Raw genomic sequence first — 26,472 nt, 5'->3', positions numbered from 1 at the left:
CGGGCCAGCCCGGAAGCTGGTGAGTCAGCCGCACGGGCCGGGTGCGGTCGGGTGCGGTCGGACGCGACGGGGGAGCAGAGGGGCGCGACATGCGCCCCCGGATCTACTGCGGGGCTCGTGCGCCAGCTTCGGTGCGGGCGGCGTTCAGGTTGCCCTCAATGGTGGCATAGACGCGGTGCCCGGTGCCTACCTTGGCCTCCAGATGGGCCAGCGCGGCGGAAAAATGGGCCACGGCTTCTTCGGTGCGGCCGCGCAGACGGCAGACCAGCCCGAGATTGTTGCGGATCTTGGCCTCGAAGCCGGACAGTCCCAGGGACATGGCCTGGCGCAACGCCTGCGAGAGCAGGAAGTCCGCGTTGGCGAGGTTGCCTTCCGAAAGGGCCTGCATGCCCTGCCTGTTCAATGCGCCGATGCGGCTTGCTGCGCACATGGTCGTATCCTCGTAGTGGTCAGATGGCGTGATGCGCGGCCTGCGTGCCTGTATTTTGCCGCGCATCACGCTAGTCTGTATGTATCGGGGTACGCTGATCCGTCACGGGGGCGCCGCCGCGATCCCCGGCCGGGATGCGCCGGGCGGGTCGCATCCCTGTGCTTCGCGGGGTGGGCCGGGGGTCGCCAGCGGCGCCTCGTCGTGCCGAAATCTAGTTGGCGGGCTCCAGCGCCTGGCGCAGGGTGGAAACGCCGCAACTGTGCAGCATCTGCACGGGAATGCTGTTGGCCTTGGCGTGCTGCACCACCTCGCGCTTGGCGGCGTGGGATATCTTGTTGGTGAACACGATGACCAGGTCCGCCTGGCCGAGCTTGTCGGCGATGCGGTTTTCCTTGCCGGTGAACACCTTCAGGTCCACGCCGCTGGCAAGGGCGGCATTGATGTAGTCGCGCTTCAGTCTGTCCATTCCGCCGATCAGTGCTGCGCACATGGGAGGCTCCTTCCGACGAGTCTCGCGTCGTTTCGTCCTGTTTAATGAAAACGATTTTCATTGTCAATGATGCGGTGTGATGTTTGGTGCACATGGCCACGGGGGCGGGGGTGTTGTTCAGCTTTCCAGGGGTGCTGCAGGGCGGAAAAAGGAGCGTCTGGAATGGCGACGCGAACAGTCTGTGGCGTGCGGGGCCGCACGGTGGCGTGGCGAGGGAACGGCGAGGGCGGGCGAACGGCGCTGCCCGCGATTACTCGTGTCAGGTCGAACGCATGCGGGCCGCCCGTTCCGGCAAGAAGGGGCGGCCCGGGCGCTAGGCGGAAAAGGGGCAGGGGAGGGAGGCGCGGGGCTATTCCTCACGCCATTCGATACATTCCACCGGGCAGGTGGAGATGGCGTCTTCCACGCACTCCGCGGTGGTGTTCGGGTCGATGACCTCGGCGTATTCGCCCGCGCTGGACATTCTGAACGCCTCGGGGCAAAGTTCGACGCACGATTCGCACGCCATGCATTCGTCCTGATCGAGGTACAGGTATTTCGCCATGGTGGCCTCCTTGGGCTGTTTGCCACATGGTATAGCATGGCCGTAGCGTCGAGCACAACGGGCGGGGGGCGCGGCGTCCCTCGCGGCGGAGGCAACCCGGTGTCACCCAAAGGCGACGCGCGCCAGACGCGCGAATTTCTGGCGCGAGCCAAGGCATATTTCCATCGGCACGACGTGCCGCGCGCACTTGCGGCCACCGCAGCCGGCGTGCAGGGCATTGCGGACGGCGGCATCGTAGGGCGCGACCTGACGGAACTGCACGGCGCGCTGCGCGAGATGGTGCAGTTGCTTTCGCGCGACGAGGACGTGAAGGCCCGCGCCGCGGCCATTTCGCCGCGCGGCCTGGTCTTCGAGAAGGGGGCCGAAAAACAATTGCTGGGCACCCTGGCCCGCATCCTGCGCTCCATGCGCGACGAGCAGGAGCAGGAGTCCTACGAGCAGGCCATCGCCCGCAAGCAGCAGCTCGACAAGCTGCTGCTGCACGGCAGGCGGCTGCTGGAGCACAAGAAGGTGGCCGAGGCCGACGAGGCGTTCACCGAGGCCATGGGCCACTATCGTAACGAACACCGCCTGTTCCTGTTGATGGGCAAGGCCATGCTGGAGGCGGGCGAGCCCAAGCGGGCTCTGCGCCACCTGCGCAAGGCCATGGAAGTGGACCCGGACAAGGAACAGGCCAGGCGAGTGCACGACACGGCGCTGGCCCGCAGCAAGGGCGAACCCGACCCGGCCTGAGGCGCGGCAGGGCCGGACGGCACCCGGGAGGCCGACCCGGCGGGCGCGGGTTGCGCACGGCATGACGCCCTCATCCGCGAGACAGTTTTCGCGGATGAGGGCGTCATGCCGTTGGCGCGCGGGCTGCACCAACCCGTGCGCCCGTCAGGAGTGGGCACGGGCGGGTAGTTCCGGTAGCTGGACAGTCGCCAACCAACCGCCGCGTGGCGGCGCGAGGGGCAGCGAAACCCTTCTTGCGGCCGGAAGCCCGGCCTAGAGGTTCAGCAGGCGGGCCACCCGCTCCGGGTCCAGCGAGCGGTGCGCGTCGCTCGACGGGGCGGACAGCATGTCCATCACGGAGCTGTAGGCCTGGTCGGCCTCGGCGGTGGGAACGGCGACGGCGCTGGTCTGCACGCCCTGCGCGGCCTGTCCTGCCAGCCCGGCCTGTCCGACCTGTCCGGCGGTGTCGAGCGCGCTGCGCTTGGTTTCGGTGGTCTCGCGGGCGCGGGTCAGCAGCGCGTCGATGCGCGAGAAGGAATCCTGCGAAAGGGTGGTGATACCCGTGGTCCCCGTGGTCATGGCGGCCTCCTGGAAGTTTTTTCCGTCTGCCCGCGTCATTCTGCAAGGGCCGTGCAAACGGGCCATGGCGTCGGGATTCCGGCACGGGTGCGCCACCCTCGGGCATGAGGGCGCGCGCGGTCCGGCGGCGCACCCGCTCCGCCCCGCACATCTGCCGCGCGTCCAGTCACCCGCCTAGTCCCCCGCCCGTTCCTGCGGCCCGTTCCTGCCCCCCGTCGGTGTCGCCAGTGCGTGTCGTCCGTCGGTGTCGGTGATCCGGCTGTCCGGGATTGCGGTCCGGGCCGCTTTGGGGTAGGCGAAGCGGCGCGCCACGGTTGCGTTTCCGCCCGAACGCGCTACACTTGCATCCATGTGCGCCCCGTGTGCGTCCTCCTTGTCTCCGGCGCGTGCGGGCAGGCCCTTGCCAGCCCCTGGCCCCGGGCGTTCCGGGGCGGGGCGCGCCACCCTCGCCCTGTTCCTTCCGGAAGCGGCATGACCCAGAATTTCCTGCTGTTCGACATCGGCAACACCAACGTCAAGATCGGCATCGCGGTGGAAAGCGCGGTGCTGACCTCGTACGTGCTGCCCACCGACCCCGGCCAGACGGCCGACTCCATCGGCCTGCGCCTGCTGGAGGTGCTGCGCCACGCCGGGCTTGGTCCGGCCGACATTTCGGCCTGCGTGGCCAGTTCGGTGGTGCCCAGCGTCAATCCGCTGGTCCGCCGCGCCTGCGAACGCTACCTGTACCGCAAGCTGCTGTTCGCGCCCGGCGACGTGGCCATCCCGCTGGAAAACCGCTACGAGCGCCCGGCAGAGGTGGGGGCCGACCGGCTGGTGGCCGCCTATGCCGCCCGGCGGCTGTACCCCGGCCCCCGGTCGCTGGTTTCCGTGGATTTCGGCACCGCCACCACGTTTGACTGCGTGGAGGGCGGCGCGTATCTTGGCGGTTTGATATGTCCCGGCGTGCTTTCGTCCGCCGGGGCGTTGTCGTCGCGCACGGCCAAGCTGCCGCGCATCAGTCTGGAAGTGGCGGAGGATACGCCGGTCATCGGCCGTTCCACCACCACCAGCCTGAACCACGGGTTCATTTTCGGCTTCGCCGCCATGACCGAGGGCGTGCTGGCCCGCCTGGGCGACGTGCTGCCCGGCCCCACCGAGGTGGTGGCCACGGGCGGGTTCGCCCGGGACATCGCGCGGGTGAGCCGCTGTTTCGACCACGTAAGGCCCGACCTGCTGCTGGAAGGCCTGCGGTTGTTGTATCTTGAAAGCGGCACCCGCTAGGGCCACGCCATCGCCCCTCCATTCCGGGCCGGGGCGGGGCCGGGCGCGGGCCGCATCCGACAATAGACATTCCGACGACCGAAACCCGACGAACATGAAAGGACCAAGGAGATGCAGATGAGCACCATCGTATCCGTCTGGGCGAGGGAAATCCTTGACTCCCGCGGGAATCCCACCGTCGAGGTGGAAGTTTCCCTTGAATCGGGCCACACCGGCCGCGCCGCCGTGCCTTCCGGCGCCTCCACCGGCACCCGCGAAGCGCTGGAAATGCGCGACGGCGACAAGGGCCGTTACAAGGGCAAGGGCGTGGAGAAGGCCGTGGACAACGTGATGGGTGAAATCGCCGAGGCCACCGTGGGGCTCGACGCCCTGCGCCAGGTGCAGGTGGACAACACCCTGCTCGACCTCGACGGCACCGACAACAAGTCGCGCCTGGGGGCCAACGCCATGCTGGGCGTATCCCTGGCCACCGCGCGGGCCGCGTCCAGCTTCCTGGGGCTGCCGCTGTACCAGTACCTGGGCGGCGTCAATTCCAAGGTGCTGCCCGTGCCGCTGATGAACATCATCAACGGCGGCGCGCATGCGCCCAACAACCTGGACATTCAGGAATTCATGATCATGCCCATCGGCGCGGCCACCTTCCGCGACGCGCTGCGCATGGGCGCGGAGACCTTCCATACCCTGAAGGCGCTGCTGGCCGCCGACGGCCACGTGACCAGCGTGGGCGACGAGGGCGGCTTTGCCCCCAACCTGAAGAACCACGACGAGGCCTTCCGCTACATCATGAAGGCCATCGAGGAAGCGGGCTACATTCCCGGCGCGGAAATCGCGCTGGCCATCGACGCCGCCGCGTCCGAGTTCCACAAGGACGGCAAGTACGTGCTGGCGGGCGAGGGCAAGAACCTGTCCAATTCCGAGATGGTGGAATGGCTGGGCGAGTTCACCACGCGCTACCCGCTGATCTCCATCGAGGACGGCCTGGCCGAGTCCGACTGGGACGGCTGGCGCGAGCTGACCTACAAGCTGGGCGACACCATCCAGTTGGTGGGCGACGACATCTTCGTGACCAATCCGGACATCCTGGCCGAGGGCATTGACGAGGGCGTGGCCAACTCCATCCTCATCAAGCTGAACCAGATCGGCACGCTGACCGAGACCCTGGACACCATCGAGATGGCCAAGCAGGCCGCGTACACCACGGTGATTTCGCACCGTTCGGGCGAGACCGAGGACCACTTCATCTCCGACCTCGCCGTGGGCCTGAACGCCGGGCAGATCAAGACCGGCTCCCTGTGCCGCAGCGACCGGCTGGCCAAGTACAACCAGCTGCTGCGCATCGAGGAAGACCTGGACGACACGGGCATCTACTTCGGGCCCATGATGAGCGCGCACTTCGGCTTCGAGGAAGAAGGCGAGGACTAGCGCACGCTTGCGCGATGACGGGGAGGGGGTCTGCGAGGCTCCCTCCCTTTTGCTTTCGGGCGGGGGGAGAAAGGCGGGAGGAGGGAAGAGGGAAAGGCGGGGAGAGGCCCTGCCTGTGTCCCAACGCGGGGAATACGCGGCAAAACCCGCTATTCGGGTGCTGGCGGCGTCAGTGGCCATTTTCCCTTGGTCACGTACGGCAGAGCGCGTTGCGGTCGCCATCCGTAATGTTCGCAAGCTCACATAACGGCTGCCGCACGCTCCCTTCGGGAAAACGTCCCCTTCCTTGCCAGCCTCCGCATTTCGTAGTTTCACCCGTCTTTCCCGCACCCGCCGTCCGCGCGGAGGACCGCGCGGAGTATAAGGAAGAAAGGCAGTTCGACAGAAGAAAGACTGGTGGAGACAGGAAGGCACCGTGCTGCGGCGTGGCCCGTCACGGAGAGACGGCGGGCCTTGCGTGTGTGAGCCGGTCTGCCACTGCGATGCCTTTGTAAAGATATTTCAGTTTGAGCCCCACCCTTGAAAGGGGGACCGGGGGAGCGTGCTCCCCCGGCGGGGCACGGGGCAGAGCCCCGACTTCAAAACACTGCCTGCTCTCCCGCGGAGAAACAGGGCAGCGACACATGGCGGATGCGACCGGGACGCACAACAGTGCCGGGCAGCGGAATCAGACAGGCGGCGCGCACGCGCGCCGGATTTCGGGAGGTGGAGACATGGTGCTGCTTGACGGCAAGGCGACGGCTGCGGCCATTCGCGCGGAGCTGAAGGAAGAGGTGGCGGCGGGTCTTGCGGCGGCGGGCCGCGCGCCGGGCCTTGCGGTGATTCTGGTGGGCGACGACGGGGCCTCGCAGGTGTACGTGCGCAACAAGGAGCGCGGCTGCGCCGAGGCGGGCATCCGGTCCGAGGCGTTTCGCCTGCCTGCGGACACCGCGCAGGAGGCGCTGGAGGCGCTCATCGACGACCTGAACGGGCGCGAGGACATCGACGGCATCCTGCTGCAACTGCCGCTGCCCAAGGGGCTGAACAGCCAGCGTTGTCTGGAGCGCATCAGCCCGAAAAAGGATGTGGACGGCTTTCACCCCGAGAACATGGGGCGGCTGGCGCTGGGCCTGCCGGGCTTTCGCCCGTGCACTCCGGCGGGGGTGATGACCCTGCTGGAGCGGTACGACCTTTCGCCTTCGGGCAAGAAGGCCGTGGTGGTGGGGCGCAGCAACATCGTGGGCAAGCCGCTGGCGCTGATGCTGGGCGCGCCCGGCAAGTACGCCAACGCCACGGTGACGGTGTGCCATTCCGGCACGCCGAACCTTGCCGAGGAATGCCGCCGGGCCGATTTCCTGTTCGTGGCGGCGGGGCGGCCCTGCCTGATAACCTCGGACATGGTCAAGCCCGGCGCGGTGGTGGTGGACGTGGGCATTCACCGCACCGAAGAAGGGCTGGTGGGCGACTGCAAGTACGACGACATCAGCTGCATCGCCTCGGCCATGACGCCGGTGCCCGGCGGCGTGGGTCCCATGACCATCGCCCAGTTGCTCGTCAATACCGTGATCTCGTGGAAGGCCCGCACCGGCATGGCCGGGTAACGGGGATTCGGCGCGGGGGTGATGCCGGGGCAGACCGCCCGGCAGGCCCCGCATGCGCGAGGCTCTTTAGGGCCGCGTGGCACAGCCGCGCGGCCCTTTCGCATGCGCGGGCCACCGCCGCAGGGCAGTTCCTGCCGCCTCGCGCCCGTTTTCATGCGCCGACGTCTTTACATTCCGCAATGTTGCGAAATATTGCCCAACGCTGGCACGGCTCGTGCTTTGCGACCCTTCAGGGAAGAATCTTCCCTGGTCCCGCGTGCCCGCCTTCCGCCGGGAAGGCAGGCGAAACGCGGCACGGACCGGGGCATTCCACGCCCGAGGAGACACGCATGTTACGCGCCCTCTATTCCGGCGCCTCCGGCATGAAAACCCTGTCGCAGGGCATGCAGGCGGTGAGCAACAACCTCGCCAACGTCAATACCGTCGGGTTCAAGCAACAGCAGGCGCTGTTCGAGGACCTGCTCAGCCAGTACGCGGGCACGGGCAACTCCGCCACCACGTCCATCAGCCAGGTGGGCCTTGGCTCGAACCTGACCACCATCCGCACCGCGTATGGGCAGGGGCCGTATGAGTCGGGCACCGACATCACCGACCTGTCCATCAACGGCAAGGGGTTCTTTCAGGTTACCCTGGGCAGCGACGTCCACTACACGCGCGCGGGCAACTTCCGGTTCGACAAGGACGGCAACCTGGTGGACCCCAACGGCTACGTGCTCACCGGGCGGGCCATCACCGACGGCGTGGAGGGCGCGACGGGGCCAATCAGCCTGCCGCCGGGGGCAAACGGGCGCAACGTCATGGCTCCCAGGGCCACCACGTCCATCACGGCCCTGAACAACCTGGGTTCGGGCGACAAGTCGTCCGACGCGGCCAACCCCTACTTCTCGCTGCTTTCCAAGTGGAACGGCACGTCGGACACGCCCCTGGGCGATTCCGCCTACAACTACAAGCAGACCATCAAGATCTACGACGCATCGGGCACTGCGCACGACGTGAACGTGTATTTCGACGGCGCGGGGCAAAGCGGCGGCAACAAGTATTTCGAGTTCGTGGTGGCCATGAACCCGGCGCAGGACGGATCGGCCCTGGCGGGCACATCCGGCGCGGGGCTGCTGATGTCCGGCACGCTCACCTTCAATTCCGCCGGGCAGTTGGTGAACATGTCCGCCTACACGCCCACCGGCACGGACGCCACCAACCTCAGCAACTGGGCTCCGGCCTCGTTCGGGGCGGACGGCCTGCCGCAGTTCTCGGCCACCTTCGCCAGCGGCGGGGGCACGCAACTGATCAGCCTGGATCTCGGCCTGTCCTCGTCCACCGGCACGTGGACGGCGGGCGCGGCCACCCCGGCAGCGGTGGGGTCCAATGCCTCCGCCCTGATGGGCATGGGCGGGGCCACCCTGGCCTCGGCCAGCACCACGGCCTATGGGGGCAGTTCGTCCGAGCTGCGCTCGAAGCAGAATGGCTACGCGGAAGGATTTCTGGCCAGCCTGGACATCAGTTCGGACGGCACGGTCATCGGGCGCTACAGCAACGGCCAGAACGATGAACTGTACCGCGTCACCCTGTACCGCTTCACCAGCGAGGACGGCTTGCGCCGCGAGGGGATGAACCACTTTTCGGCCACCAAGGATTCCGGCGCGGCGGAAGAGGGCCTGCCCGACACCGAGAACTTCGGCACCGTGGCAGCCAAGACGCTGGAGCAGTCCAACGTGTCCATGGAGCGCGAGTTCGTGAACATGATCCTCTACCAGCGCGGTTTCCAGACCAACTCCAAGTCGATCATGACCGCCGACTCCATGATCCAGAAGGCGCTGGAACTGAAGCGCACGTAGGGGCCGAACGGCACTGGCATGAGAAAGGCCGCTCCTTTAGGGGGGCGGCCTTTTCGTTGCGGCAGGGGGGGGCGCGCGGCGCGCTAGCCCCCCGCGTCGGGTTCCGGCGCGGCGTCGCTGCGCCGGGTCGCGCCCTTGCCCTGCGACAGCAGCACGCCCACCAGCACCAGTGCGGAGGCCGCGTACTGCTGCGGGGTCAGTTCGTCGCCCAGCAGCACCCGGCCCATGAGCAGGGTGATCACCGGAATCAGGTTGATGAACGCCGAGGCCTGCCCGGCGGGCAGGCGGCTGACGCCGAAATTGTACAGCCCGTATGCCCCCAGCGAGATACATGTGCCAAGGTACACCACGGACAGCGTGGGCAGGATCGGAAAGGCGTCCGGCAGGTGCGTGGTGGGCAGGAACAGCAGCGGCAGAAAGAACGCGCTGCCCGCCAGGGACTGCACGGCGGTGATGAACAGCGGGGGGTAGGTGGCGGACAGCTTCTTGGCGTTGATGACGTACCCGGTGGCGCTGACCATGGCGCACAGTTCCAGCAGGTTGCCCAGCAGCGGATTGGGGGCGTTTTCGCTGCTGGCACCGCCCAGGCTCAACCAGACCACCCCGGCGATGGCCAGGCCGAAGCCGCACCACACCCGGCGGGCCAACCGTTCGCCCAGCATGAACCACGCGGCCACGGCCACGCACAGGGGCATCACCGATACGATCATGCCGGCCTGCGAGGCAGAGGTGTACCGCAGGGCATACGCCTCGAACACGAAATACAGGCAGGGCTCGCAAAGGGCCATGGCTCCCAGGCGCTTCCAGTCGCCCTTGCGGTAGCGCACGTGGCGGAAGTTGCGCCACAGGGCCAGGAACACCGCCGATGAAATGCCCATGCGCCCGAAGACAACCACCATGGGGTCATACCCTTCCAGGGCCACCTTCATGGCGATGAACGAACTGCTCCACAGCAGCATGGCCAACAACAGGGCCAGCGTGGCCGGGGAGGCGGTGGGGATGCGGGGTGCGGGCATGTGCGTTTCTGGGGACGAGGTGTGTGGGGCGGGCGGTGGGCGCACACTAGACGCGCGCCCCCCGCGTGTCCACTGGCACGGGTTGGAGCGGCGCTTCTTCGGGACGGGGGGGCGCAGGGCCGGGCAGGAAGGGAGGCGAAGACATGGAAAGGCACGCGCAGGCCCGCCACCGATGCGGGGAACGCGCGGCGAAACCCGCCATTCGCGCGCTGGCTGAAGTGTACCTGTGCGACCGTTTTCCGCAATGACGACGCCCCGGCGGCAGGTGCCGTCGGGGCGTCGGAAACGTCATGCGTGGCCGACAAGGCGGCGAGCACGAAAGAAGCCGGGGGCGCGGCGCAAGGTCCGCCAGGTGCTACGCCGGTTTGCGGCGCTTCTCCCACAGCTTCATGTCCTTCATCTTCTTGCGGCGCTCGCGCTGCAGCGACTTGCAAACCAGCGGCATGTCCTTGCGGTAGCCGTACTTGTCCCGGTAGCTGTCGGGCGTGAGGTCGTGCGAGGCCAGATGCTTGCGGGTCAGGATCTTGAAGGTCTTTCCACATTCCAGGCAGGTGATGGACTTTTCCTTCAGCGCCTTCGTGGCGTCGGGCAGGGGAGCCTCTGGGGCGGCCTGTTCATCGGCGGGACCGCCCTCGCTGATCTGGCGGATGGCCTGCGCGAGTTTCTGCACCATGGAGCTGATCTCTTCCTCGGCCATGGTGCGAACGCTGGCCTGCGCCTTCACGATGTCGAGGGCCTGCTTGAGATATTCTTCCATTTCGGTACTCCTTTGTGGTGGCGGAGGCGCAACATGGCCGATGGGGCCACGGCGGCCGACATCGTCGCACTCCGTATGCGGGGCGTGGCGCACGCCGCTGCATGGGCCGCCGTGAAACCGGGGTACATCATGCGCGGTCAAGGCCGCAATGCGCATGTGCACTGCATTAGCACCTCTTGTGGCGTAATTCCATTATTTTCTTGCATGCAACAAGATGTACCGGCGGGTGCATGGCCGAATGAAAAAACGCAACACCGCTCCCGACATGGCCAGGGAGCGGTGAAACGGCTGTGCGCGGTCCGCAGGTGGGCTGCACGCGCAGTGCATGTGCATGCGGAAAAAGGCGGGGCGTCCTGTGTGACGCCGGATGTGCGGTTGCGCACTCCGGCCGGGCGTCATGAACGGCCGGGCTTCGGCGTATCCCAGGCGTTGCGTTTGATGCGCAGGAAGTCGTCGCCTTCGCCGGGGTACACCCTGCGGTCGGCGGCGGGGGTGGGCGCGGTTACGGGCGGCCAGTGGCCGGGCACGGGGTCCGGGCCCTCCATGGCGGCGGGCGCGGGGTGGGTGTCGGTCATGCGGGGGGCGGCGCGCACGTCCACGCCGGGCGCCGGGGCGGAAAATTCTATGGCAAGGCCGTTGGGGTCGAAACTGTACAGCGAATGGATGAAGCCGTGGTTCACCAGTTCGGAACACCAGAATCCGGCGGCTTCCAGCCTGTCCTTCAGTTCCCACAGGTCGTCGTCCGAGGCCACGCCCACGGACACATGGTCGAACACCACGGCCCCGCGCACGGGCGCGCCGTGGTCCTTTTCCTCCACCGGGGTCACGCCGTCCCACTCGAAGAAGGCGATCATGTCGGTGGGCGATACCTCGAAAAAATACTGGCGGTATCCGGGGTGGCCAAGCCCCGCCACGATGCGCATGCCGAGCAGGTCGCGCCAGAAGCGCACGGTGGTCTCCATGTCGCCGGTGACCATGGCGAGGTGGTTGAAGCCGGTGTAGCGGGGCATTGGTGCTCCTGACGCGGTTGAACGGCGTGCGGGTGGGCTAGGGGGCGGGCAGCGCATCCAGCGCCCGCAGGATGATGTCCAGCGGGGGGCGCTTGTTGATGTCCGAGACGTGAATGTGCCGGATGACGCCCTGCCTGTCGATGACGAACAGGGCGCGCTCCGCCATGCCGTCGCCGCGCAGCACCCCGTAGGACGCGGCCACGGCCCCGTGCGGCCAGAAGTCGGACAGCACCGGAAACCACAGCCCGGCAGGGTCGCCGGGTGCGGCGGCGGAAGACGCCCGCGCCTTGCCTGGCGGCGGTGAGGCCTGCGGGCCGCTGCTGCCTGCGTCATGCCCGGTGTCGGCGCCGGGTGAGTTCTCGACCATTTCGCGGGTCCAGGCGTACAGCGAGGGCAGGTTGTCGGTGGTGATGCCCAGCAGCACCGCGCCGCGCCGTTCGAATTCCTCGCGGGCGATGTTGTAGCCAGGCCACTGCCCGGAACAGACCGGCGTGAACGCGGCGGGCACAAACGAAAGGACCACCGCGCGCTTGCCGCGGTAGTCGGACAGCCGGACCATGCCATCGCCAGGGCTGCCGCCCTGCACGGCCAAAGCGGCCGGAGAGGGCAGCGCGGGCAGGGCGAAGTCGGGCGCGGGGTCGCCCACGGCCACCTTCAGCGCGCTGTCCACGGGCTTGCGGGGCGCTTCCTGATACAGCAGATCCTGGAGCCCCGCTGCGGGGCAGGCGGCAGGCGCAGCCCCCAGCAGGGCGAGAAGGGCCAACGCGAACAGCAGGGCGCGCGGCAGCGTCCCGGTGATGATCCGGGTGACGGCCAGTGTCCGGATGGCAGCCTGAGCCAGGGTGATGGCCAGCCCTCGGACCGGGCGTGGCCCGGTGCTGGTCGGCGCGGTGAATTCTTTTCCGTTCATGTCGGCTACCTCGCGTGGGTCCGTCTTGTTCGGCTGCATCGGGTGGTCTGGCGGTGTCAGTTGGCGCGCTTCGCGATGGCGGCAAGCTCGTCCAGGAAGGACTGTGGCGAGGCCATGCGCCCGGTGCGCGAAAACAGCGTGGCCGGTGCCGTGCGGTTTTTCAGCGAAACCAGGAAGAAATGCGGCGTTCCGGGTTCGCCCACCTGTTCATGCACGGCCAGGTCCGGGTCGGCGAACAGGGGAATGGTCACCCCGTAACGCTCGCGGAACAGGTCCACCTCCATGCGGGTGTTGCCCGCGCCCACCCCGATGACGGCGATGCGGTCCTTCAGCGGGGACGCGGCCAGCAGTTCGGCGAAGCGGTTCATGTGCGGGGCCTCGCGCTGGCAGTGCGGGCAGTACATGCTGAAAATCTCGATGAGCACCAGCGGTGCCTTGCCCGCGTTCTTCATGCCGGGCGGGCGGATGTCCGAAAGTTTCCACGGCCCCTGGCCGGAAAGGCCCAGCGCGGCCAACTGGTCGGGCGACGCGGCGTTTTCCAGGGGGATGTCCGGAAAAGGGGTGCTGGCTGGTACCGGCTCCGCCAGCGTGGGCGTGGCGCAGGCGGGCAGCAGCGCCAGCAGGGCGGCCAGCAGGATGATGCGCAATAGCGTGGCGGGCTGGGGGGCGGTGTCACGGCAGGGAACAGTGGCTGGCCGGGCGGCGGGCTGGAACGCTTGCGGGGCGTGGTGCGGGTGCATGGCGGTCTCCGGTGCTTGCGGTGCGTACTGCCATAAATCATACAACAGGAATCCGGTTTGCGCAAAGGTGCGGCCCATTGCATCCGGTCCTGCACCGTGCGCAGGGGGCCGCAAACATTGGCATGCCCCCACGGCGGTGCTAGTACATCCGGCAGGAGGCGCACATGACCACCCCTCGTGACAGTTCCGCGGGCGATGCCGCCACGGCGTCCGGCATGCCCGCCGGAGCGCGTACCGACCAGCGCAAGGCGTATCTTTACGGCATCGCCACGGTGGCCATCTGGTCCACGGTGGCCACGGCCTTCAAGCTGGCCCTGCGCCAGTTGGACCCGTTGCAGTTGCTGCTGGTGTCCACAGGGGTTTCGCTGCTGGTGCTGGCCGCCATCCTGCTGTGCCGTCACGGCGCGCGGGGGGTTGCCCGCGAACTGGCTGCCGTGCCCCGGCGAGAGCTGCTGCGCGCCGGGTTGCTGGGCGTGCTGAACCCCTTCGTCTACTACATCGTGCTGTTCAAGGCGTATGCCCTGCTGCCCGCGCAGGTGGCCCAGCCGGTGAACTACACCTGGGCCATCACCCTGACGCTGCTGTCCGTGCCGCTGCTGGGGCACAGGGTGACCCGGCGCGAGTTGCTGGCCGTGGCGGTGAGCTATGCGGGGGTGGTGGTCATCGCCACGCGGGGCGACGTGGCCGCGCTGGCCGGGGGCAACGTGGGGGGCGTGGCGCTGGCGCTGGTGAGCACGGTGATCTGGGCGCTCTACTGGATCGGCAATGCGCGCAGCCCGCTGGAGCCGGTGCTGGGGCTGTTCTGCAATTTCGCGGCGGGGCTGCCGCTGGTGCTGGCGGCCACGTGCATTTTTTCGACGTTGCCGTTCCGGGCGGAGTTGGGGCAGGGGCTTGCCGCCGCCGCGTACGTGGGCGCGTTCGAGATGGGCATTGCCTTCGTGTTCTGGCTGAAGGCCATGCGGTTGACGGAGTCGGCGGCGCGCATCGGCAACCTGATCTTCTTTTCGCCGTTTCTGTCGCTGGTGTTCATTGCGCTGCTGCTGGGCGAGCGGATATTGCCCACCACGCTGGCGGGGTTGGTGCTCATCGTGGCGGGCAACCTGCTGCAACGCCGGGGGTAGCGCCGGGCGGATTGAGAAGGCAGGGGGAGGCGGCGCAGGCCCTGCAACGCCGGGAAGGCGACGCAAAAACAGCCTTTTTCCCGCTGGCGTCGTCAGTGCGCGTTTCGCCTTGGTCGAGTATGCATATACACTCCCTGCGGCGAAACGCGCCCTTCCTCGCCAGCGGAAAAAACTCTTATTTTCACGCCGCCCTCCCGACACCAGCCCCCCGTGCGCGCAAGGTCGCGCACGGGTTTAAAGGAAGGGGATCGGGATAGCATCGGGGTGTAGGGAAAGGGAACAGGGCAGGATTGGGAAACCCCTGCCGGGGATACCACTTGCCTTTTGGGTGGCGGGCAACGACAACGCCCCGTGCGTAGAAGCATATGCCGCCGGACTTTGGCGGCGGCATATGCGTCGCAACGGGGGCGTCGGGAAGTCTCCCGAGTGGCGGTGTGGCTGCGGGAGCTTCGCGCACATGCGCATTCCGCCGGACAGATCGCCCGAAGGCGCTGTGCGCCGCAGGGAAGCTGACCGGCGAGAGAATGCGGTGCATGAGGACACGGGGTTCCAAGGGGCGGAGCCCCTGGAACGCGGGGGTACAGGGGGTGTTCGTTGCAACCCCCCCTGTCCGCCGGAGGCATAACGAAATCGAGCGTGTTCAAAGGGGCTGGCGTGTCTTCGTAGAAGCCGCATCCAACAAGGCACTACGCCGTTCCACCTCCACCCATCGGCGCGTCGCGCCTACCCCTCCAACCCCATTCCCTTCTCCATCACCCGCCCGGACAGCGTGGTCTCGTACCCGCCCATTTCTTCCACCCGTTTCAGGAATTGCCTGTCCCGCAGCAGCGCCAGCACGGCCTGCACCCGCGCGTCCTCCATGTGCCCGACGGGGATGACCAGGTCGTACCGCTCGCGCGCCAGCGGCACGAAGTCCAGCCCCAGCGCCCGCGCGGCGGCGTGGATGCCCAGGCCGCAGTCGGCCGCGCCGGTCAGCACGTTCACGGCCACGGCCATGTGGGTGTGCTCTTCCTTGTCGTACCCTTGCACCCGCGAGGGGGCGATGCCCGCCTGCCCCAGATGCCAGTCGAGCAGGATGCGCGTGCCCGCGCCGCGCTGGCGGTTGATGAACCGCACGTCGCTGCGCGCCAGGTCTTCCACGCCGTGGATATGCTTGGGGTTGCCCTTGCCCACGATGAGACCCTGATGCCGGATGGCCAGATTCACCACCCGCACCTCCATGTCGGGCAGGTACTTGGCCAGGAACGGGAAGTTGAAGTCACCGGTTTCCGGGTCGAACAGGTGCGCCCCCGCGAAATGGCACGAGCCGCCGCGCAGCGCGGTGATGCCGCCCATGCTGCCCACGTGGGTGGAGACGAGCCGGAACGGCCGCTCGCCGCCCATCAGTTCGTCGGCCAGCAGGTCCAGGGTGTTGTCGTGGCTGCCCACGCAGACCAGAATGGAGTCCAGCACCGCCTCGGGCACGGTCAGCCGTGCGCGCAGCACGTCGTGCTCGGCCGCGCCCTCGGACAGGGCGGGCACGCGGGCCACGGCCTGGGCGCGCGACAGGGTGGTGATGTTGCCCGCGCCGCGCCCCAGCGGCGTGCCCACCAGGCGGTTGCCCACGCGTCCCACGGCCAGGCGCACGAATTCCTCCACCCCCAGCTTGGAGGGCACCTTGCGCGTCAGGTGCACGTCGGCGGATGGGCGGTCGGCGGGCACGGTGCGGCCCATCCAGGCCACCAGCGGGGCCACCAACTCGTCGAAGCAGACCACCGCGCTGACGGGGTAGCCGGGCGCGCCCACCACCAGCCGCCCGCGACATTCGCCAAGCAGCGAAGGCTTGCCGGGCATGGCCTGGATGCCGTGCACCAGCACCCGCCCTTCCGATTCGATGATCTGGCGGGTGAAATCCTTGCTGCCGGCGGACGAGCCCGCGCACAGCACGGTGACGTGCAAGCCGTCCTCCAGGCTGCGGGCCAGCGCCGCGCGCAGGGCCTCCGGGTTGTCCGGCACCGGGGGGATGCGCTCCACCATGCAGCCCATGTCGCGGGCCATGGCCGACAGCACCTGCGAGTTGGATTCCACCACCTGCCCCGCGCCCGGTTCCGGCCGGGTGGTGAAATCGAGCACCTCGTCGCCGGTGGGGATGATGCGCATGCGCACCCGTTCCCACACCTTCACCTCCCAGATGCCGCCGGAGAGCAGCGCGCCCACGTCGCAGGCGGCCAGCCGGTGGTTGCGCGGGAACAGCAGTTCGGTGGCCACGATGTCCTCGCCGATGCGCCGCACATGCTGCCACGGAAAGGCCGGGGCCTCGATTTCCACGGTGTCCGCGTCCAGTTGGGCCACGTGCTCGATCATCACCACGGCGTCGCACCCTTCGGGCATGGGGTGCCCGGTGTTGACCGGGTGGTAGGTTTCGCCCCGGCGCAGGGCCACGGGGCTGCCCTCGCGCGCGGCAAAGGTGTCGGCCGCGCGCACGGCAATGCCGTCCATGGCCGCGCTGTGCATGGTGGGCGAGGAATAGCGCGCGTACACCGCCTCGGACAGCACCCGTCCGGCGGCCTCGTGCGAGCCCACGGTTTCGGCGTGGACCAGCGCGGCGCGGTCCAGCGCGGCGCGGGCGCGGTCCACGGCCTCCGCGATGGGCAGGGTTTCGAGGTAGATGTTGCGGGTGGACACGGTGGCGGAGGTATCGGGATGGGACATGGCGTGCCTCTTGGTGCTGACGGTGTGCGCGCGGTGCGGTGAGGTGCGGTGTGGTGCCAACTGGTTACGGGCGGTTACGGTTCCATATCCTGCCGGTGGCGGCGGTACAAGCCGCGGAACTGATCATAGGACAGTCCCAGCAGTTCGGCCGCCACGCGGCGGTTGTGCCGGGCGCGGGCCAGGGCGGCGCGCAGGGCGGAAAGCTCCAGTTGGCGCACGGCCTCTGGCAGGGGCACGCTGGGCAGGAGTGATTCCGGATGCGGCGCGCCGGTGTGGACGGGGAGGAGACTGCCCGGCGCGGCGGCTGGCGGCGTGGCTTCGCGCGGGGGAAAGGCCGCGCCATCGGGCGGTACGGTGCCGGGACCGCGCCTTGGCCCGGCACCGTCCGCCATGGCCCCCGTGGAGGGTGGGGGCTGCGCGGCCGGGGCGGGATGGGGGACTGCCGGTCCCGTCCGCCACGGCCGCGCGAAAGGATCAAGGTCGAAATGCTCGATGCGCGGGGCGCGGCCCGTCGGTCTCGTGCTGCCTCGCCGTACATCGCCCGCCCGCATGCCGCCGCCAGCCAGCCGGGCCACGGCCCGTTCCACCGCGTTGCGCAGTTCGCGCACGTTGCCCGGCCAGGGGTGGGCCAGCAGTTGGGCCAAGGCGGCGGGGGCCAGGCCCGGCGTTTCCGGCAGGTCCAGTTCCGCCGCCATGCTGGCCGCGAAGTGGCGGGCCAGCAGCGCCACGTCGTCGCCGCGCTCGCGCAGGGGCGGCGCGGCCAGCACCTCGAAGCTCAGGCGGTCCAGCAGGTCGGCGCGAAAGCGCCCCTGCGCCACCATGGCGGGCAGGTCTGCGTTGGTGGCGGCCACCACGCGCACGTCCACCCGCACAGGTTGCGTGCCGCCCACCCGTTCCAGCATGCCGTATTCCACCACGCGCAGCAGCTTGTCCTGCACCCCGGCGGGGATGTTGCCCACCTCGTCCAGGAACAGCGTGCCGCCGTCGGCCCGCTCGAAACGCCCGGCCCGGCGCGCCCCGGCCCCGGTGAAGGCCCCGGCCTCGTGGCCGAACAACTCGGCCTCGGCCAGGCTGGGGGCCAGCGCCGCGCAATCCAGCACCACCAGCGGCCCCTGCCAGCGCGGGGAAAGATAGTGCAGCCGCGCGGCGGCCAGTTCCTTGCCGGTGCCGCGCTCGCCGACCAGCAGCACGGGCCGTTCCACGCGCGCCACGCGCGAAAGCGCCTCCTGAAAGGCGAGAAAGGCGTCCGACTGACCGATGGCCTCGGCCAGCGCGGGCGACGCGGCGGCAGTGCGCGTGCGATCGTGCATGGGAAGTTCAACCATATTTTGGTGATTTTCGCCAGCAATTGGTGTAAATGCATTTTTGCGGGCGGTGCGCGCCGCCCGGCATGTTGAGGTCATTCCCAGTGATTGCTCATGGTTGCCTCCTGCGGGTGGGCTGGCACGGTTGCTGCTTTCCCGCAGGCACCAAGGCACGACGCACCGCAGGAGGCGATCATGGGTATCTTTTCGCGATTCAAGGACATCGTCAGTTCCAACATCAGCGCCATGCTGGACAAGGCCGAGGACCCGGAAAAGCTGGTCCGGCTGATGATCCGCGAGATGGAGGAAACGCTGGTGGAACTGAAGGCCGGGTGCGCCGCCAGCATGGCCGAGGCGCGCCGGGTGCGCCGCGAACTGGACGGCGTGCTGGACCAGGTGGACCGCTGGGACCGCCGGGCCGAACTGGCCGTGGCCTCCGGCCGCGAAGACCTTGCGCGCGAGGCGCTGCTGGAACGCCGCCGCGAGAACGAACGCGCCGACGCGCTGCGCCGCGAACTGGACGAGATCGACGCGCTGGTGGCCCGCACGCAGGGCGACATGGACGTGCTGGACGAGAAGCTGGCCGCGGCGCGCGAGAAGCAGCGCATGCTGGTGCAGCGCCACGTGCACGCCCGGGTGCGCCGCCAGGCCCGCGAGGACGTGCGCCGCGCCGCCTCGCTGGAGGTGATGCACCGGTTCGAGGAACTGGAGCGCCGCGTGGAGCACATGGAGGCCGAGGCCGACGCCGTGCGCATGCCCTCGGGCGGCCGCAATGGTCTGGATGCCGCCTTCGCGGACCTGGAAACGCACGACGAATTGGAGCGCGAACTGGCCGCCCTGCGCGCCCGCGTGGGCGAGCGCAAGGCAGGTGCCGGCAAGGGCGAAGACGCCCCGCGCCACGGCGAAGTTTCCGGCGCTGCGGAGTAACCGCCTTGCGCCCGCAGGTTGCAGAGGCTAGGCTGGATGCCCGCGCGGCATCGCCTTTGCGGAAACCGGTTGTGCGCCGACCCGCATTGGGCCGCGCTGCCCGCGCCACTTGCGCCGCGCGTGTTGACGTCCGCGATTCCATCCGGGCTTGCCACCCCGCTGTCCGCGCCATGGGCCACGCCCCGGCGCACGGCAGCACGACAGTTCGAGGCCACGCATGCATGAGCCGTACATGTTCGAGGAAATGTTCGCCGTCATGGCGCAATTGGGGCCGGTCATGATGTTCTGGTTCATGGTGCTGCCCGCGCTGGTGGCCGTGCTGTTGCTGGCCATCCTGTACCGCCTGCTGCGCACCCGCGAGGGGGCCACCCCGGCCCACGACGACGAGGCCCGGATGATCCAGGAGATGTACCGGGCCATGGGCCGCATGGAGGAGCGGGTGGAGGCGCTGGAAACGCTGCTGCTCGACCCCGACGGCACGGCGGGGCGTGGCCGGTCCGGTGAGCGCGCCGCGCCGCGCGGGCCGGGGAGGGAATGACCATGAGCGAATACGGCGACAGGTTCGACGGGCGCTCCGGCCGGGGCCGGAGCGGGCGGCATTGCCCGAACGGGCATGACCGGCATGACCGGCAGGACCGTGACGGGCGCGGATTCGACCGTGACGGCGGGTGTCGGGCCGGGTGGCAGGGCGATGGTTTTCGCCGCGACGGCACCCATCAGGAAGACGCCTGGGACGGCCTGCGCGGCGGGCGCGATGCCGGACCGCGCACCCTGTACCGCGCCCGTGACGGCAAGCTGATGGGGGTGTGTAAAGGGCTTGCGCAACATTTCGGAATGTCGGTATTCATGGTGCGCGCGCTGTTCGTGGCGGCGGCCCTGTTCACCGGGTTCTGGCCCGTGGTGGGGCTGTACGTGCTGGCCGGGCTGGTGATGAAGCCGCGCCCGGTGCTGCAACCGGCCGACGCGGGCGAGCGTGACTTCTACGGCAGCTACGTGTCCTCGCGGGCCGAGGCGCTGCGCAGGCTGAAGGAGAAGTTCGACCGGCTGGAAGGCCGCATCCGCCGCATGGAGGATGTGGTCACGAGACGGGATTTCGACTGGGACCGCAGGTTTGGCGCACAGCGATAGCGCCGGGCGCGGGAAAGGCGGAAACGCGAGAGGCGTTGCCGCGCAGGACTCCGCGCGGGCCGGACGGTTCCGGACACCATAGTCCTTCGGGATGGAGAGGCGTCTCCGGACGGGGGCGAGGACGAACGTTCTCGCTCCCGTCGTATTTTTGGGGCGAATGGGTGCTGTGCCTTGTTGGACACGGCCTCTACGAAGGCAGTCGTGCGCTGTTGGCCACGCTCGATCTCGTTATGCCTCCGGCGGGCAAGGGGCCGCAGAGCGGCGGCCCCTTGCATCCCCGCGCTCCGGGGGGCGCTGCCCCCCTGGTCCCCCCCAACGTATCCTGCGCCGCATTCTGACGCCGGGCAGCTTCCCTGCGGCGCTGGCGCGCCTCGGGCGATCTGCCCGTCTGAATGCGATGCGCACAAGGCTCCCGGCGCATTGGCGTAGCTGCGGTGCCTTTATTCCCATTCATCCCGCACCGCATTCCTGTGCCGGGCAGCTTCCCTTCGGCGCAAGGCGCCTTCGGGTGATCTGCCCGGCGGAATGCGCATGTGCGCAAGGCTCTCGTCGGTCTGGCCGAGCGAGTGTCCCCTTTCCACACATTGTTTGCGGTACGCATCCGCGACGCCGAAGCTTCCGCCTCGCGAGCCCTCGGCGGTGATCTTCGGCTGCGGACGCGTATCGCCGCACACAGGTAGCCCTCACCTCAACGAGACGAGTTGTGCTTTCGACAGTGGCAGGTTCTCTTTACTGCACGAATTCGGCACGGGTGGCATCTAACGCCGTGACTCGCCGGTCAAAGGAACGTGACACGCGTCGCAACGAGGTCGGTGGAATGGCTCAGAAAGTGAAGCCAAGGCTGCGGGAGAGAGGGGCACATCGCATTCCCATCGCCAGATCACCCGAAGGCGCGAAGCGCCGCAGGGAAGCTGCCCGGCGTCAGAATGCGGCGCAGGATACGCCGGGGTTCCAAGTGGCGGAGCCCCTGGAGCGCTGGGATGCAAGGGGCCATCGCTCAATGGCCCCTTGCCCGCCGGAGGCATAGCGAAATCGAGCGAGTTCAACCGCGCGCGACTGTCTTCGTGGAAGCCGCGTCCAACAGGGCGCGCCACCGCTCCCCACCCGCCGGAGGCATAGCGAAATCGAGCGTGTTCAAAAGGGCTGGCGTGCCTTCGTAGAAAACGTGTTCAACGAGGCACGCCAGCCGTTACTTCTTATGCAGGGCACGTCCGACAGGGCATTACACCCGCTCCGCCACCAGATTCCCCATGCTCACGGTGCCCACCAGCGTCTTGCCTTCCTCCATGATGTCGCCGGTGCGGTACCCTTCGCGCAGCACGCCGCTGACGGCCTGCTCGATGGCCACGGCTTCCTTCTCCAGGCCGAAGGTGTAGCGCAGCATCATGGCCACGGACAGAATGGTGGCCACGGGGTTGGCCTTGTTCTGCCCGGCGATGTCCGGGGCGGAACCGTGGATGGGCTCGAAGATGCCGGGGCCGCTGGCCCCCAGCGAGGCCGAGGGCAGCATGCCGATGGACCCGGTGATCACCGCCGCCTCGTCGGACAGGATGTCACCGAACAGGTTCTCGGTGACGATGACGTCGAACTGGGCGGGCCAGCGCACCAGCTGCATGGCCGCGTTGTCCACGTACATGTGGGTCAGCTCCACGTCGGGGTATTCCTTGGCCACCTCGATAACCACGGCGCGCCACAGGCGCGACACGGCCAGCACGTTGGCCTTGTCCACCGAGCAGACCTTCTTGCTGCGCTTGCGGGCCGCCTCGAAGGCCACGCGGGCGATGCGGCGCACTTCTTCTTCATTGTAGATCATGGTGTTGTAACTGGTGCGCAGGCCGTCGCGCAGTTCTTCCTCGCACACCGGCTCGCCGAAGTAGACGCCGCCGGTCAGCTCGCGCACCACCATCACGTCCAGGCCCTGCGCGGCGATGTCGGCGCGCAGCAGGCAGGCCCCGGCCAGTTCGGGCAGCAGGGTGGCCGGGCGCAGGTTGGCGAACAGCCCCAGCGCCTTGCGGATGCCCAGCAGCCCCTTTTCCGGGCGGATGGCGGTGGGCAGCGTGTCCCACTTGGGGCCGCCCACGGCGCCCAGCAGCACGGCGTCGGCCGCCTTGCACGCGGCCACGGTGTCGTCCGGCAGGGGCCCGCCCGTGGCGTCGATGGCCGCGCCGCCGATGAGCGCGTTGGTGTAGCTGACGGTGTGGCCGAACTTCTTCGCCACCTTGTCCAGTACCTTCACGGCCTGTTCCACGATTTCCGGGCCGATGCCGTCGCCCGGCATCAGGCAGATCTTCATGTCCATCTGGATATCCCTTTTCGATGACCGATGCGCGCTATGGGTGGTGCGGCGGCGGGACGGTGGTCCGGCCCGCCGCCGGAATGGTCAGGATTGGCTTCTTTCGCTTCCGCCTTTTCCCTCGCGCCTGCAAAACCGGCATTCGAGGGATTTTGTTCTCCGGCGAGGAAGAGGCGTCTTTCGCGGAGGGAGCGTACTCTTATCGTACGTGACCGGAGCGAAAGACGCATCTGACGAAGCCGGAGGGCAAAAGACCCGAATGCTAGCCTATACGCTCCTTGACGTAGGGGACGAGTCCGCCCTTATCCAGCAACTCCCGCATCGACGCGGGCAGCGGCGGGCAGGTGATGGTGGCCCCGGTGGTGCGGTTGGTGATCAGCCCCTTGGCCGCGTCCACCTCCACGGTGTCGCCATCGGCGATCTTGTCCACCTCTTCGCCCACTTCCAGCAGCAACAGCCCCATGTTGAAGGCGTTGCGGTAGAAGATGCGCGCGAAGCTGTGCGCGATGACCACGGGCATGCCCGCGCCCAGGATGGCGATGGGCGCGTGCTCGCGCGACGAACCGCAACCGAAGTTGCGCCCCGCCACCATCACGTCGCCGGGCTTCACCCGCTTCACCCAGCCTTCTTCAAGGCCAGCCATGCAGTTTTCACCCAGCTTCTTGGTGTCGGTGGTCACCAGGAAGCGCGCGGGGATGATGGCGTCGGTATCGATATGCTCGCCCACCTTGTGGGCGGTGCCGGTGTAACTCATGGTGCGTAAACCTCCGTAAATGGCGTGTAACGGTCCCTGGCCGACAGGGGGCGACAGGGGCCTACAGGCTGCCGGGGTGGGCGATGACGCCCGCCACGGCGGACGCGGCGGCCACGGCCGGGCTTGCCAGATAGACTTCGGACTCCAGGCTGCCCATGCGCCCGCGGAAGTTGCGGTTGGTGGTGGCGATGGCGCGCTCGCCGTCGGCCAGGATGCCCATGTGCCCGCCAAGGCACGGCCCGCAGGTGGCTGGGCCCACGATGCAGCCCGATTCCATGAAGGTCTCGATCAGCCCTTCCTTCAGTGCCTCCTTCCACACGCCGGGGGTGGCGGGCAGCACGATGCAGCGCACGCCCTTGGCCACCTTGCGGCCCTTCAGCACTTCCGCCGCCTCGCGCATGTCGCTGATGCGGCCGTTGGTGCACGAGCCGATGACCACCTGGTCCAAGGTCACGCCCTGCACCTCGCCCACGGGCTTCACGTTTTCCGGCAGGTGCGGGCAGGCAACCACCGGGTCCATGCCGGACACGTCGAAGGTCAGCTCGCGTTCGTAGATGGCACCGGGGTCGGCGGACAGGGGTGCGTCCTTGCGGCCGCGCGCGGCGGTGTAGGCCAGGGTCTTGGCGTCGGCGGCGAACAGGCCCACCTTGCCGCCCGCCTCGATGGCCATGTTGGCGATGGTCATGCGGCCTTCCACGGACAGGGCCTCGATGGCCGCGCCGTCGAATTCCAGCGCGCGGTACAGCGCGCCGTCCACGCCGATCTCGCCGATGAGGCGCAGGATCAGGTCTTTCGCGCCCACCCACTTGGGCAGGGCGCCGGTGAAGGTGGCCCGGATGGTGGGCGGCACCTTGAACCACGTTTCACCCAGGGCCATGGCCCCGGCAACGTCGGTGGACCCAAGGCCGGTCGCAAAAGCGCCTAAGCCTCCGTACGTGCAGGTGTGGCTGTCGGCCCCCACCACCACGTCGCCGGGGCCGACCAGCCCCAGTTCGGGCAACAGGGCGTGCTCCACGCCGCAGTCGCCGCCCTCGTAGTAGTGGGTGACGCCCATTTCCCTGGCGAATTCGCGGGTCAGCTTCACCTGCTGCGCCGAATCGATGTCCTTCTGCGGGGTGAAGTGGTCCATGACCAGCGCCACCTTGTCGCGATCGAACACCTTTTTCGCCCCCATGGCCCGGAAGGACTTGATGGCGAGCGGAGCGGTGATGTCGTTTGCCAGAGCCAGCGAGACGCGACAGCGGACGATCTGCCCAGCGGCCGTGATCGCCTCGTCGGTGTGCGCCTGCAGGATCTTCTGCGCAAGCGTGTGTGCCATCTAGATGCCCTCCTTCTCTTGCTCTTCTTCTTTCTTTGCCAGGCGGTTCAGCGCGTTCACGTACGCGCGGGCGCTGGCCAGTATGATGTCGGGGTCGGACCCGCGTCCGACCGCGCTGCTGCCGTTCTGCCGCAGGCGTACGGTAACCTCGCCCTGGGCGTCGGTGCCGCCCGTGATGGCGGTGACCGAGTAGCGTTCAAGGGTGGGGGTGCGGCCCACGATGTCGCCGATGACGTTGAATACCGCGTCGATGGGCCCAACGCCGAACCCGGCGGAGCGCTTCACCTCGCCCATGACGTCCATGACCACGGCGGCCGTGGGCGGCATGCCGGTGTCGCTGCACTGCACGGAAAGGTTCACCAGCCGGTACTGGTCGGGCAGGCGGTAGACCTCTTCAAGCACCAGGGCTTCGATGTCCTCGTCATAAATCTGCTTCTTCTTGTCCGCCAGCTTCTTTACCGCCTCGAACACGGTGACCAGCTGGTCTTCCTCCAGCCGGTAGCCAAGCTCCTCCAGCTTGTTCTTCACGGCGTTGCGGCCGGAATGCTTGCCGATGACAAGGTCGGTCTTGGTCTTGCCGATGGATTCCGGCGTCATGATTTCGTACGTTTCGCGGTTCTTGAGCATGCCGTCCTGATGGATGCCCGATTCGTGCGCGAAGGCGTTGGCGCCCACGATGGCCTTGTTGGGCGGGATGGGCTGGCCGATGATCATGGACAGCAGGCGGCAGGTGGGAAAGAGCTGCTCGGTCACCACGCCGCAATCCAGCTGGTAGAAGTCGCGCCGGGTGTGCAGGGCCATGACGATTTCCTCGAGCGAGGCGTTGCCCGCCCGTTCGCCGATGCCGCTGATGGTCACTTCCGCCTGGCGCGCGCCCGCCTTCAGCGCGGCCAGGGTGTTGGCCACGCCAAGGCCGAGGTCGTTATGGCAGTGCACGCTGAACACTGCCTTGTGGCTGTTCGGCGTGTTCTCGATGACGTACTTGATGAGCCGCCCGAATTCCTCGGGCTGGGCGTAGCCCACGGTATCCGGCACGTTGATGGTGGTGGCCCCGGCGTTGATCACCGCCTCGAACACCCGCACCAGGAAGTCGGGGTTGGAGCGCGATGCATCCTCGGCCGAAAATTCCACGTTGCTGGTGTATTTGGCCGCGTGGCGCACGGCGGCCACGGCCATCTCCACCACCTGGTCCGGTTCCTTGCGCAGCTTGTACTGCATGTGCACCGGCGAGGTGGCCAGAAAGGTGTGGATGCGCGGGTTCTCGCCAACCTTCACGGCGTCCCAGGCGCGGTCGATGTCGGCGGGCATGGCGCGGCACAGGCCCGCCACTTCCACGCCCTTCACGGCGCGGGCGATGGCCTGCACGGCCTCGAAGTCGCCCTGGCTGGAGGCGGGGAACCCGGCTTCCATGATGTCCACGCCAAGGATTTCCAACTGGCGGGCCAGGCGGATCTTTTCCTTGAGGTTCATGGTGGCGCCGGGCGACTGTTCGCCGTCGCGCAGGGTGGTGTCGAAAATGCGGATGCGACCGGATTCGATGGTCATGGTTCGTGCTCCTCTGGCTGCGGTCCGCGCCCGTTGTGGTTGGGGGCGGGACCATGGCGCTGATGCGCGGTCGTCACGAGCGGCGTGTGCGCCTGACGGATTGCTGC

General features: G+C 68.1%; 24 protein-coding genes. 9 read left to right on the top strand and 15 right to left on the bottom strand.

Features of this window, described 5'->3' with window-relative positions; translation table 11 throughout:
* Positions 1-103 precede the first annotated feature (103 nt).
* The 3 genes from RVX_RS15915 to RVX_RS15905 all read right to left on the bottom strand — a co-directional run bounded on the left by RVX_RS15915 (position 104) and on the right by RVX_RS15905 (position 1,464).
* Entirely contained in the window at positions 104-430 is a 327-nt protein-coding gene (locus RVX_RS15915) for a tetratricopeptide repeat protein (RefSeq protein WP_043609158.1), read from the bottom strand.
* 211 nt (positions 431-641) lie between these two features.
* A complete protein-coding gene (locus tag RVX_RS15910) occupies positions 642-920 on the bottom strand; it encodes a DUF2325 domain-containing protein (RefSeq protein ID WP_116307777.1) in 279 nt (92 codons plus the stop codon).
* Between the two features lie 349 nt (positions 921-1,269).
* Positions 1,270-1,464 carry a ferredoxin gene (locus tag RVX_RS15905; RefSeq protein WP_012612933.1) on the bottom strand — a complete coding sequence of 65 codons (195 nt, stop codon included), beginning with the start codon at positions 1,462-1,464 and terminating at the stop codon, positions 1,270-1,272.
* Between the two features lie 99 nt (positions 1,465-1,563).
* On the opposite strand from RVX_RS15905, the gene RVX_RS15900 reads away from it, so the two are divergent.
* On the top strand, positions 1,564-2,196 hold the full coding sequence (locus RVX_RS15900) for a tetratricopeptide repeat protein (protein WP_116307778.1): 633 nt from the start codon (positions 1,564-1,566) through the stop codon (positions 2,194-2,196).
* A gap of 252 nt (positions 2,197-2,448) precedes the next feature.
* Here RVX_RS15900 and RVX_RS15895 read toward each other — a convergent pair whose 3' ends face one another.
* On the bottom strand, positions 2,449-2,754 hold the full coding sequence (locus tag RVX_RS15895) for a hypothetical protein (protein ID WP_116307779.1): 306 nt from the start codon (positions 2,752-2,754) through the stop codon (positions 2,449-2,451).
* A gap of 471 nt (positions 2,755-3,225) precedes the next feature.
* On the opposite strand from RVX_RS15895, the gene RVX_RS15890 reads away from it, so the two are divergent.
* From RVX_RS15890 to RVX_RS15875, 4 genes are all read left to right on the top strand, one after another.
* On the top strand, positions 3,226-4,014 hold the full coding sequence (locus RVX_RS15890; protein WP_116307780.1) for a type III pantothenate kinase: 789 nt from the start codon (positions 3,226-3,228) through the stop codon (positions 4,012-4,014).
* A gap of 117 nt (positions 4,015-4,131) precedes the next feature.
* Positions 4,132-5,436, top strand: coding sequence for a phosphopyruvate hydratase (gene eno / locus RVX_RS15885; protein WP_116307781.1), 1,305 nt, complete (start codon positions 4,132-4,134; stop codon positions 5,434-5,436).
* Positions 5,437-6,149: 713 nt separating this feature from the next.
* Positions 6,150-7,016 carry a bifunctional methylenetetrahydrofolate dehydrogenase/methenyltetrahydrofolate cyclohydrolase FolD gene (gene folD, locus RVX_RS15880; RefSeq protein ID WP_116307782.1) on the top strand — a complete coding sequence of 289 codons (867 nt, stop codon included), beginning with the start codon at positions 6,150-6,152 and terminating at the stop codon, positions 7,014-7,016.
* Between the two features lie 329 nt (positions 7,017-7,345).
* On the top strand, positions 7,346-8,851 hold the full coding sequence (locus RVX_RS15875; protein WP_116307783.1) for a flagellar hook protein FlgE: 1,506 nt from the start codon (positions 7,346-7,348) through the stop codon (positions 8,849-8,851).
* Between the two features lie 83 nt (positions 8,852-8,934).
* Here RVX_RS15875 and RVX_RS15870 read toward each other — a convergent pair whose 3' ends face one another.
* The 5 genes from RVX_RS15870 to RVX_RS15850 form a co-directional block, all read right to left on the bottom strand.
* Positions 8,935-9,867 carry a DMT family transporter gene (locus tag RVX_RS15870; RefSeq protein WP_116307784.1) on the bottom strand — a complete coding sequence of 311 codons (933 nt, stop codon included), beginning with the start codon at positions 9,865-9,867 and terminating at the stop codon, positions 8,935-8,937.
* Between the two features lie 355 nt (positions 9,868-10,222).
* Positions 10,223-10,624 (bottom strand): MucR family transcriptional regulator, encoded by a 402-nt coding sequence (locus tag RVX_RS15865; RefSeq protein WP_116307785.1) that lies wholly within the window; start codon positions 10,622-10,624, stop codon positions 10,223-10,225.
* Positions 10,625-11,019: 395 nt separating this feature from the next.
* Positions 11,020-11,634 carry a VOC family protein gene (locus tag RVX_RS15860; RefSeq protein ID WP_116307786.1) on the bottom strand — a complete coding sequence of 205 codons (615 nt, stop codon included), beginning with the start codon at positions 11,632-11,634 and terminating at the stop codon, positions 11,020-11,022.
* A gap of 37 nt (positions 11,635-11,671) precedes the next feature.
* On the bottom strand, positions 11,672-12,544 hold the full coding sequence (locus RVX_RS15855; protein WP_116308238.1) for a redoxin domain-containing protein: 873 nt from the start codon (positions 12,542-12,544) through the stop codon (positions 11,672-11,674).
* Positions 12,545-12,600: 56 nt separating this feature from the next.
* Positions 12,601-13,284 (bottom strand): peroxiredoxin family protein, encoded by a 684-nt coding sequence (locus tag RVX_RS15850; RefSeq protein WP_116308239.1) that lies wholly within the window; start codon positions 13,282-13,284, stop codon positions 12,601-12,603.
* Positions 13,285-13,448: 164 nt separating this feature from the next.
* Between RVX_RS15850 and RVX_RS15845 the strand changes: the two genes are divergently transcribed.
* Complete coding sequence (locus RVX_RS15845; protein ID WP_230404852.1) at positions 13,449-14,405, top strand: DMT family transporter; 957 nt, start codon at positions 13,449-13,451, stop codon at positions 14,403-14,405.
* Between the two features lie 723 nt (positions 14,406-15,128).
* Here the strand turns inward: RVX_RS15845 and RVX_RS15840 are convergent.
* Both RVX_RS15840 and pspF read right to left on the bottom strand, forming a co-directional pair.
* The gene (locus RVX_RS15840; RefSeq protein WP_116308240.1) at positions 15,129-17,096 is read right to left on the bottom strand and encodes a molybdopterin biosynthesis protein; all 1,968 of its coding nucleotides are present in this window, start codon (positions 17,094-17,096) and stop codon (positions 15,129-15,131) included.
* Positions 17,097-17,170: 74 nt separating this feature from the next.
* A complete protein-coding gene (pspF, locus tag RVX_RS15835) occupies positions 17,171-18,406 on the bottom strand; it encodes a phage shock protein operon transcriptional activator (protein WP_116308263.1) in 1,236 nt (411 codons plus the stop codon).
* A gap of 189 nt (positions 18,407-18,595) precedes the next feature.
* Between pspF and pspA the strand changes: the two genes are divergently transcribed.
* The 3 genes from pspA to pspC all read left to right on the top strand — a co-directional run bounded on the left by pspA (position 18,596) and on the right by pspC (position 20,455).
* The gene (gene pspA / locus RVX_RS15830) at positions 18,596-19,327 is read left to right on the top strand and encodes a phage shock protein PspA (RefSeq protein ID WP_116308241.1); all 732 of its coding nucleotides are present in this window, start codon (positions 18,596-18,598) and stop codon (positions 19,325-19,327) included.
* A gap of 217 nt (positions 19,328-19,544) precedes the next feature.
* The gene (gene pspB / locus RVX_RS15825) at positions 19,545-19,865 is read left to right on the top strand and encodes an envelope stress response membrane protein PspB (protein ID WP_116308242.1); all 321 of its coding nucleotides are present in this window, start codon (positions 19,545-19,547) and stop codon (positions 19,863-19,865) included.
* A gap of 2 nt (positions 19,866-19,867) precedes the next feature.
* A complete protein-coding gene (gene pspC, locus RVX_RS15820) occupies positions 19,868-20,455 on the top strand; it encodes an envelope stress response membrane protein PspC (RefSeq protein WP_216362362.1) in 588 nt (195 codons plus the stop codon).
* A 1,222-nt stretch (positions 20,456-21,677) separates the two neighbouring features.
* Here pspC and leuB read toward each other — a convergent pair.
* The 4 genes from leuB to RVX_RS15800 form a co-directional block, all read right to left on the bottom strand.
* The gene (leuB, locus tag RVX_RS15815; protein WP_007524715.1) at positions 21,678-22,754 is read right to left on the bottom strand and encodes a 3-isopropylmalate dehydrogenase; all 1,077 of its coding nucleotides are present in this window, start codon (positions 22,752-22,754) and stop codon (positions 21,678-21,680) included.
* Between the two features lie 256 nt (positions 22,755-23,010).
* Entirely contained in the window at positions 23,011-23,502 is a 492-nt protein-coding gene (locus RVX_RS15810) for a 3-isopropylmalate dehydratase small subunit (protein WP_116308243.1), read from the bottom strand.
* Positions 23,503-23,563: 61 nt separating this feature from the next.
* A complete protein-coding gene (leuC, locus tag RVX_RS15805; protein WP_116308244.1) occupies positions 23,564-24,820 on the bottom strand; it encodes a 3-isopropylmalate dehydratase large subunit in 1,257 nt (418 codons plus the stop codon).
* On the bottom strand, positions 24,821-26,365 hold the full coding sequence (locus RVX_RS15800) for a 2-isopropylmalate synthase (RefSeq protein ID WP_116308245.1): 1,545 nt from the start codon (positions 26,363-26,365) through the stop codon (positions 24,821-24,823).
* Positions 26,366-26,472: the final 107 nt, after the last annotated feature.

Origin of the sequence: Nitratidesulfovibrio sp. HK-II (assembly GCF_003402415.2) — a bacterium.
Lineage (GTDB): Bacteria > Desulfobacterota > Desulfovibrionia > Desulfovibrionales > Desulfovibrionaceae > Cupidesulfovibrio.
This window is presented reverse-complemented; position numbering and strand designations above follow the sequence as displayed.

What these genes read in the sequence shown, in the direction of transcription:
- RVX_RS15860 (WP_116307786.1), bottom strand. Translation starts at nt 11,634, where the DNA reads ATGCCCCGCTACACCGGCTTCAACCACCTCGCCATGGTCACCGGCGAC.
- RVX_RS15800 (WP_116308245.1), bottom strand. Translation starts at nt 26,365, where the DNA reads ATGACCATCGAATCCGGTCGCATCCGCATTTTCGACACCACCCTGCGC.
- RVX_RS15905 (WP_012612933.1), bottom strand. Translation starts at nt 1,464, where the DNA reads ATGGCGAAATACCTGTACCTCGATCAGGACGAATGCATGGCGTGCGAA.
- RVX_RS15915 (WP_043609158.1), bottom strand. Translation starts at nt 430, where the DNA reads ATGTGCGCAGCAAGCCGCATCGGCGCATTGAACAGGCAGGGCATGCAG.
- RVX_RS15845 (WP_230404852.1), top strand. Translation starts at nt 13,449, where the DNA reads ATGACCACCCCTCGTGACAGTTCCGCGGGCGATGCCGCCACGGCGTCC.
- RVX_RS15895 (WP_116307779.1), bottom strand. Translation starts at nt 2,754, where the DNA reads ATGACCACGGGGACCACGGGTATCACCACCCTTTCGCAGGATTCCTTC.
- eno (WP_116307781.1), top strand. Translation starts at nt 4,132, where the DNA reads ATGAGCACCATCGTATCCGTCTGGGCGAGGGAAATCCTTGACTCCCGC.
- RVX_RS15890 (WP_116307780.1), top strand. Translation starts at nt 3,226, where the DNA reads ATGACCCAGAATTTCCTGCTGTTCGACATCGGCAACACCAACGTCAAG.
- pspB (WP_116308242.1), top strand. Translation starts at nt 19,545, where the DNA reads ATGCATGAGCCGTACATGTTCGAGGAAATGTTCGCCGTCATGGCGCAA.
- folD (WP_116307782.1), top strand. Translation starts at nt 6,150, where the DNA reads ATGGTGCTGCTTGACGGCAAGGCGACGGCTGCGGCCATTCGCGCGGAG.
- leuB (WP_007524715.1), bottom strand. Translation starts at nt 22,754, where the DNA reads ATGGACATGAAGATCTGCCTGATGCCGGGCGACGGCATCGGCCCGGAA.
- RVX_RS15865 (WP_116307785.1), bottom strand. Translation starts at nt 10,624, where the DNA reads ATGGAAGAATATCTCAAGCAGGCCCTCGACATCGTGAAGGCGCAGGCC.
- RVX_RS15850 (WP_116308239.1), bottom strand. Translation starts at nt 13,284, where the DNA reads ATGCACCCGCACCACGCCCCGCAAGCGTTCCAGCCCGCCGCCCGGCCA.
- pspC (WP_216362362.1), top strand. Translation starts at nt 19,868, where the DNA reads ATGAGCGAATACGGCGACAGGTTCGACGGGCGCTCCGGCCGGGGCCGG.
- pspA (WP_116308241.1), top strand. Translation starts at nt 18,596, where the DNA reads ATGGGTATCTTTTCGCGATTCAAGGACATCGTCAGTTCCAACATCAGC.
- RVX_RS15840 (WP_116308240.1), bottom strand. Translation starts at nt 17,096, where the DNA reads ATGTCCCATCCCGATACCTCCGCCACCGTGTCCACCCGCAACATCTAC.
- pspF (WP_116308263.1), bottom strand. Translation starts at nt 18,406, where the DNA reads ATGCACGATCGCACGCGCACTGCCGCCGCGTCGCCCGCGCTGGCCGAG.
- RVX_RS15875 (WP_116307783.1), top strand. Translation starts at nt 7,346, where the DNA reads ATGTTACGCGCCCTCTATTCCGGCGCCTCCGGCATGAAAACCCTGTCG.
- RVX_RS15810 (WP_116308243.1), bottom strand. Translation starts at nt 23,502, where the DNA reads ATGAGTTACACCGGCACCGCCCACAAGGTGGGCGAGCATATCGATACC.
- RVX_RS15855 (WP_116308238.1), bottom strand. Translation starts at nt 12,544, where the DNA reads ATGAACGGAAAAGAATTCACCGCGCCGACCAGCACCGGGCCACGCCCG.
- leuC (WP_116308244.1), bottom strand. Translation starts at nt 24,820, where the DNA reads ATGGCACACACGCTTGCGCAGAAGATCCTGCAGGCGCACACCGACGAG.
- RVX_RS15870 (WP_116307784.1), bottom strand. Translation starts at nt 9,867, where the DNA reads ATGCCCGCACCCCGCATCCCCACCGCCTCCCCGGCCACGCTGGCCCTG.
- RVX_RS15910 (WP_116307777.1), bottom strand. Translation starts at nt 920, where the DNA reads ATGTGCGCAGCACTGATCGGCGGAATGGACAGACTGAAGCGCGACTAC.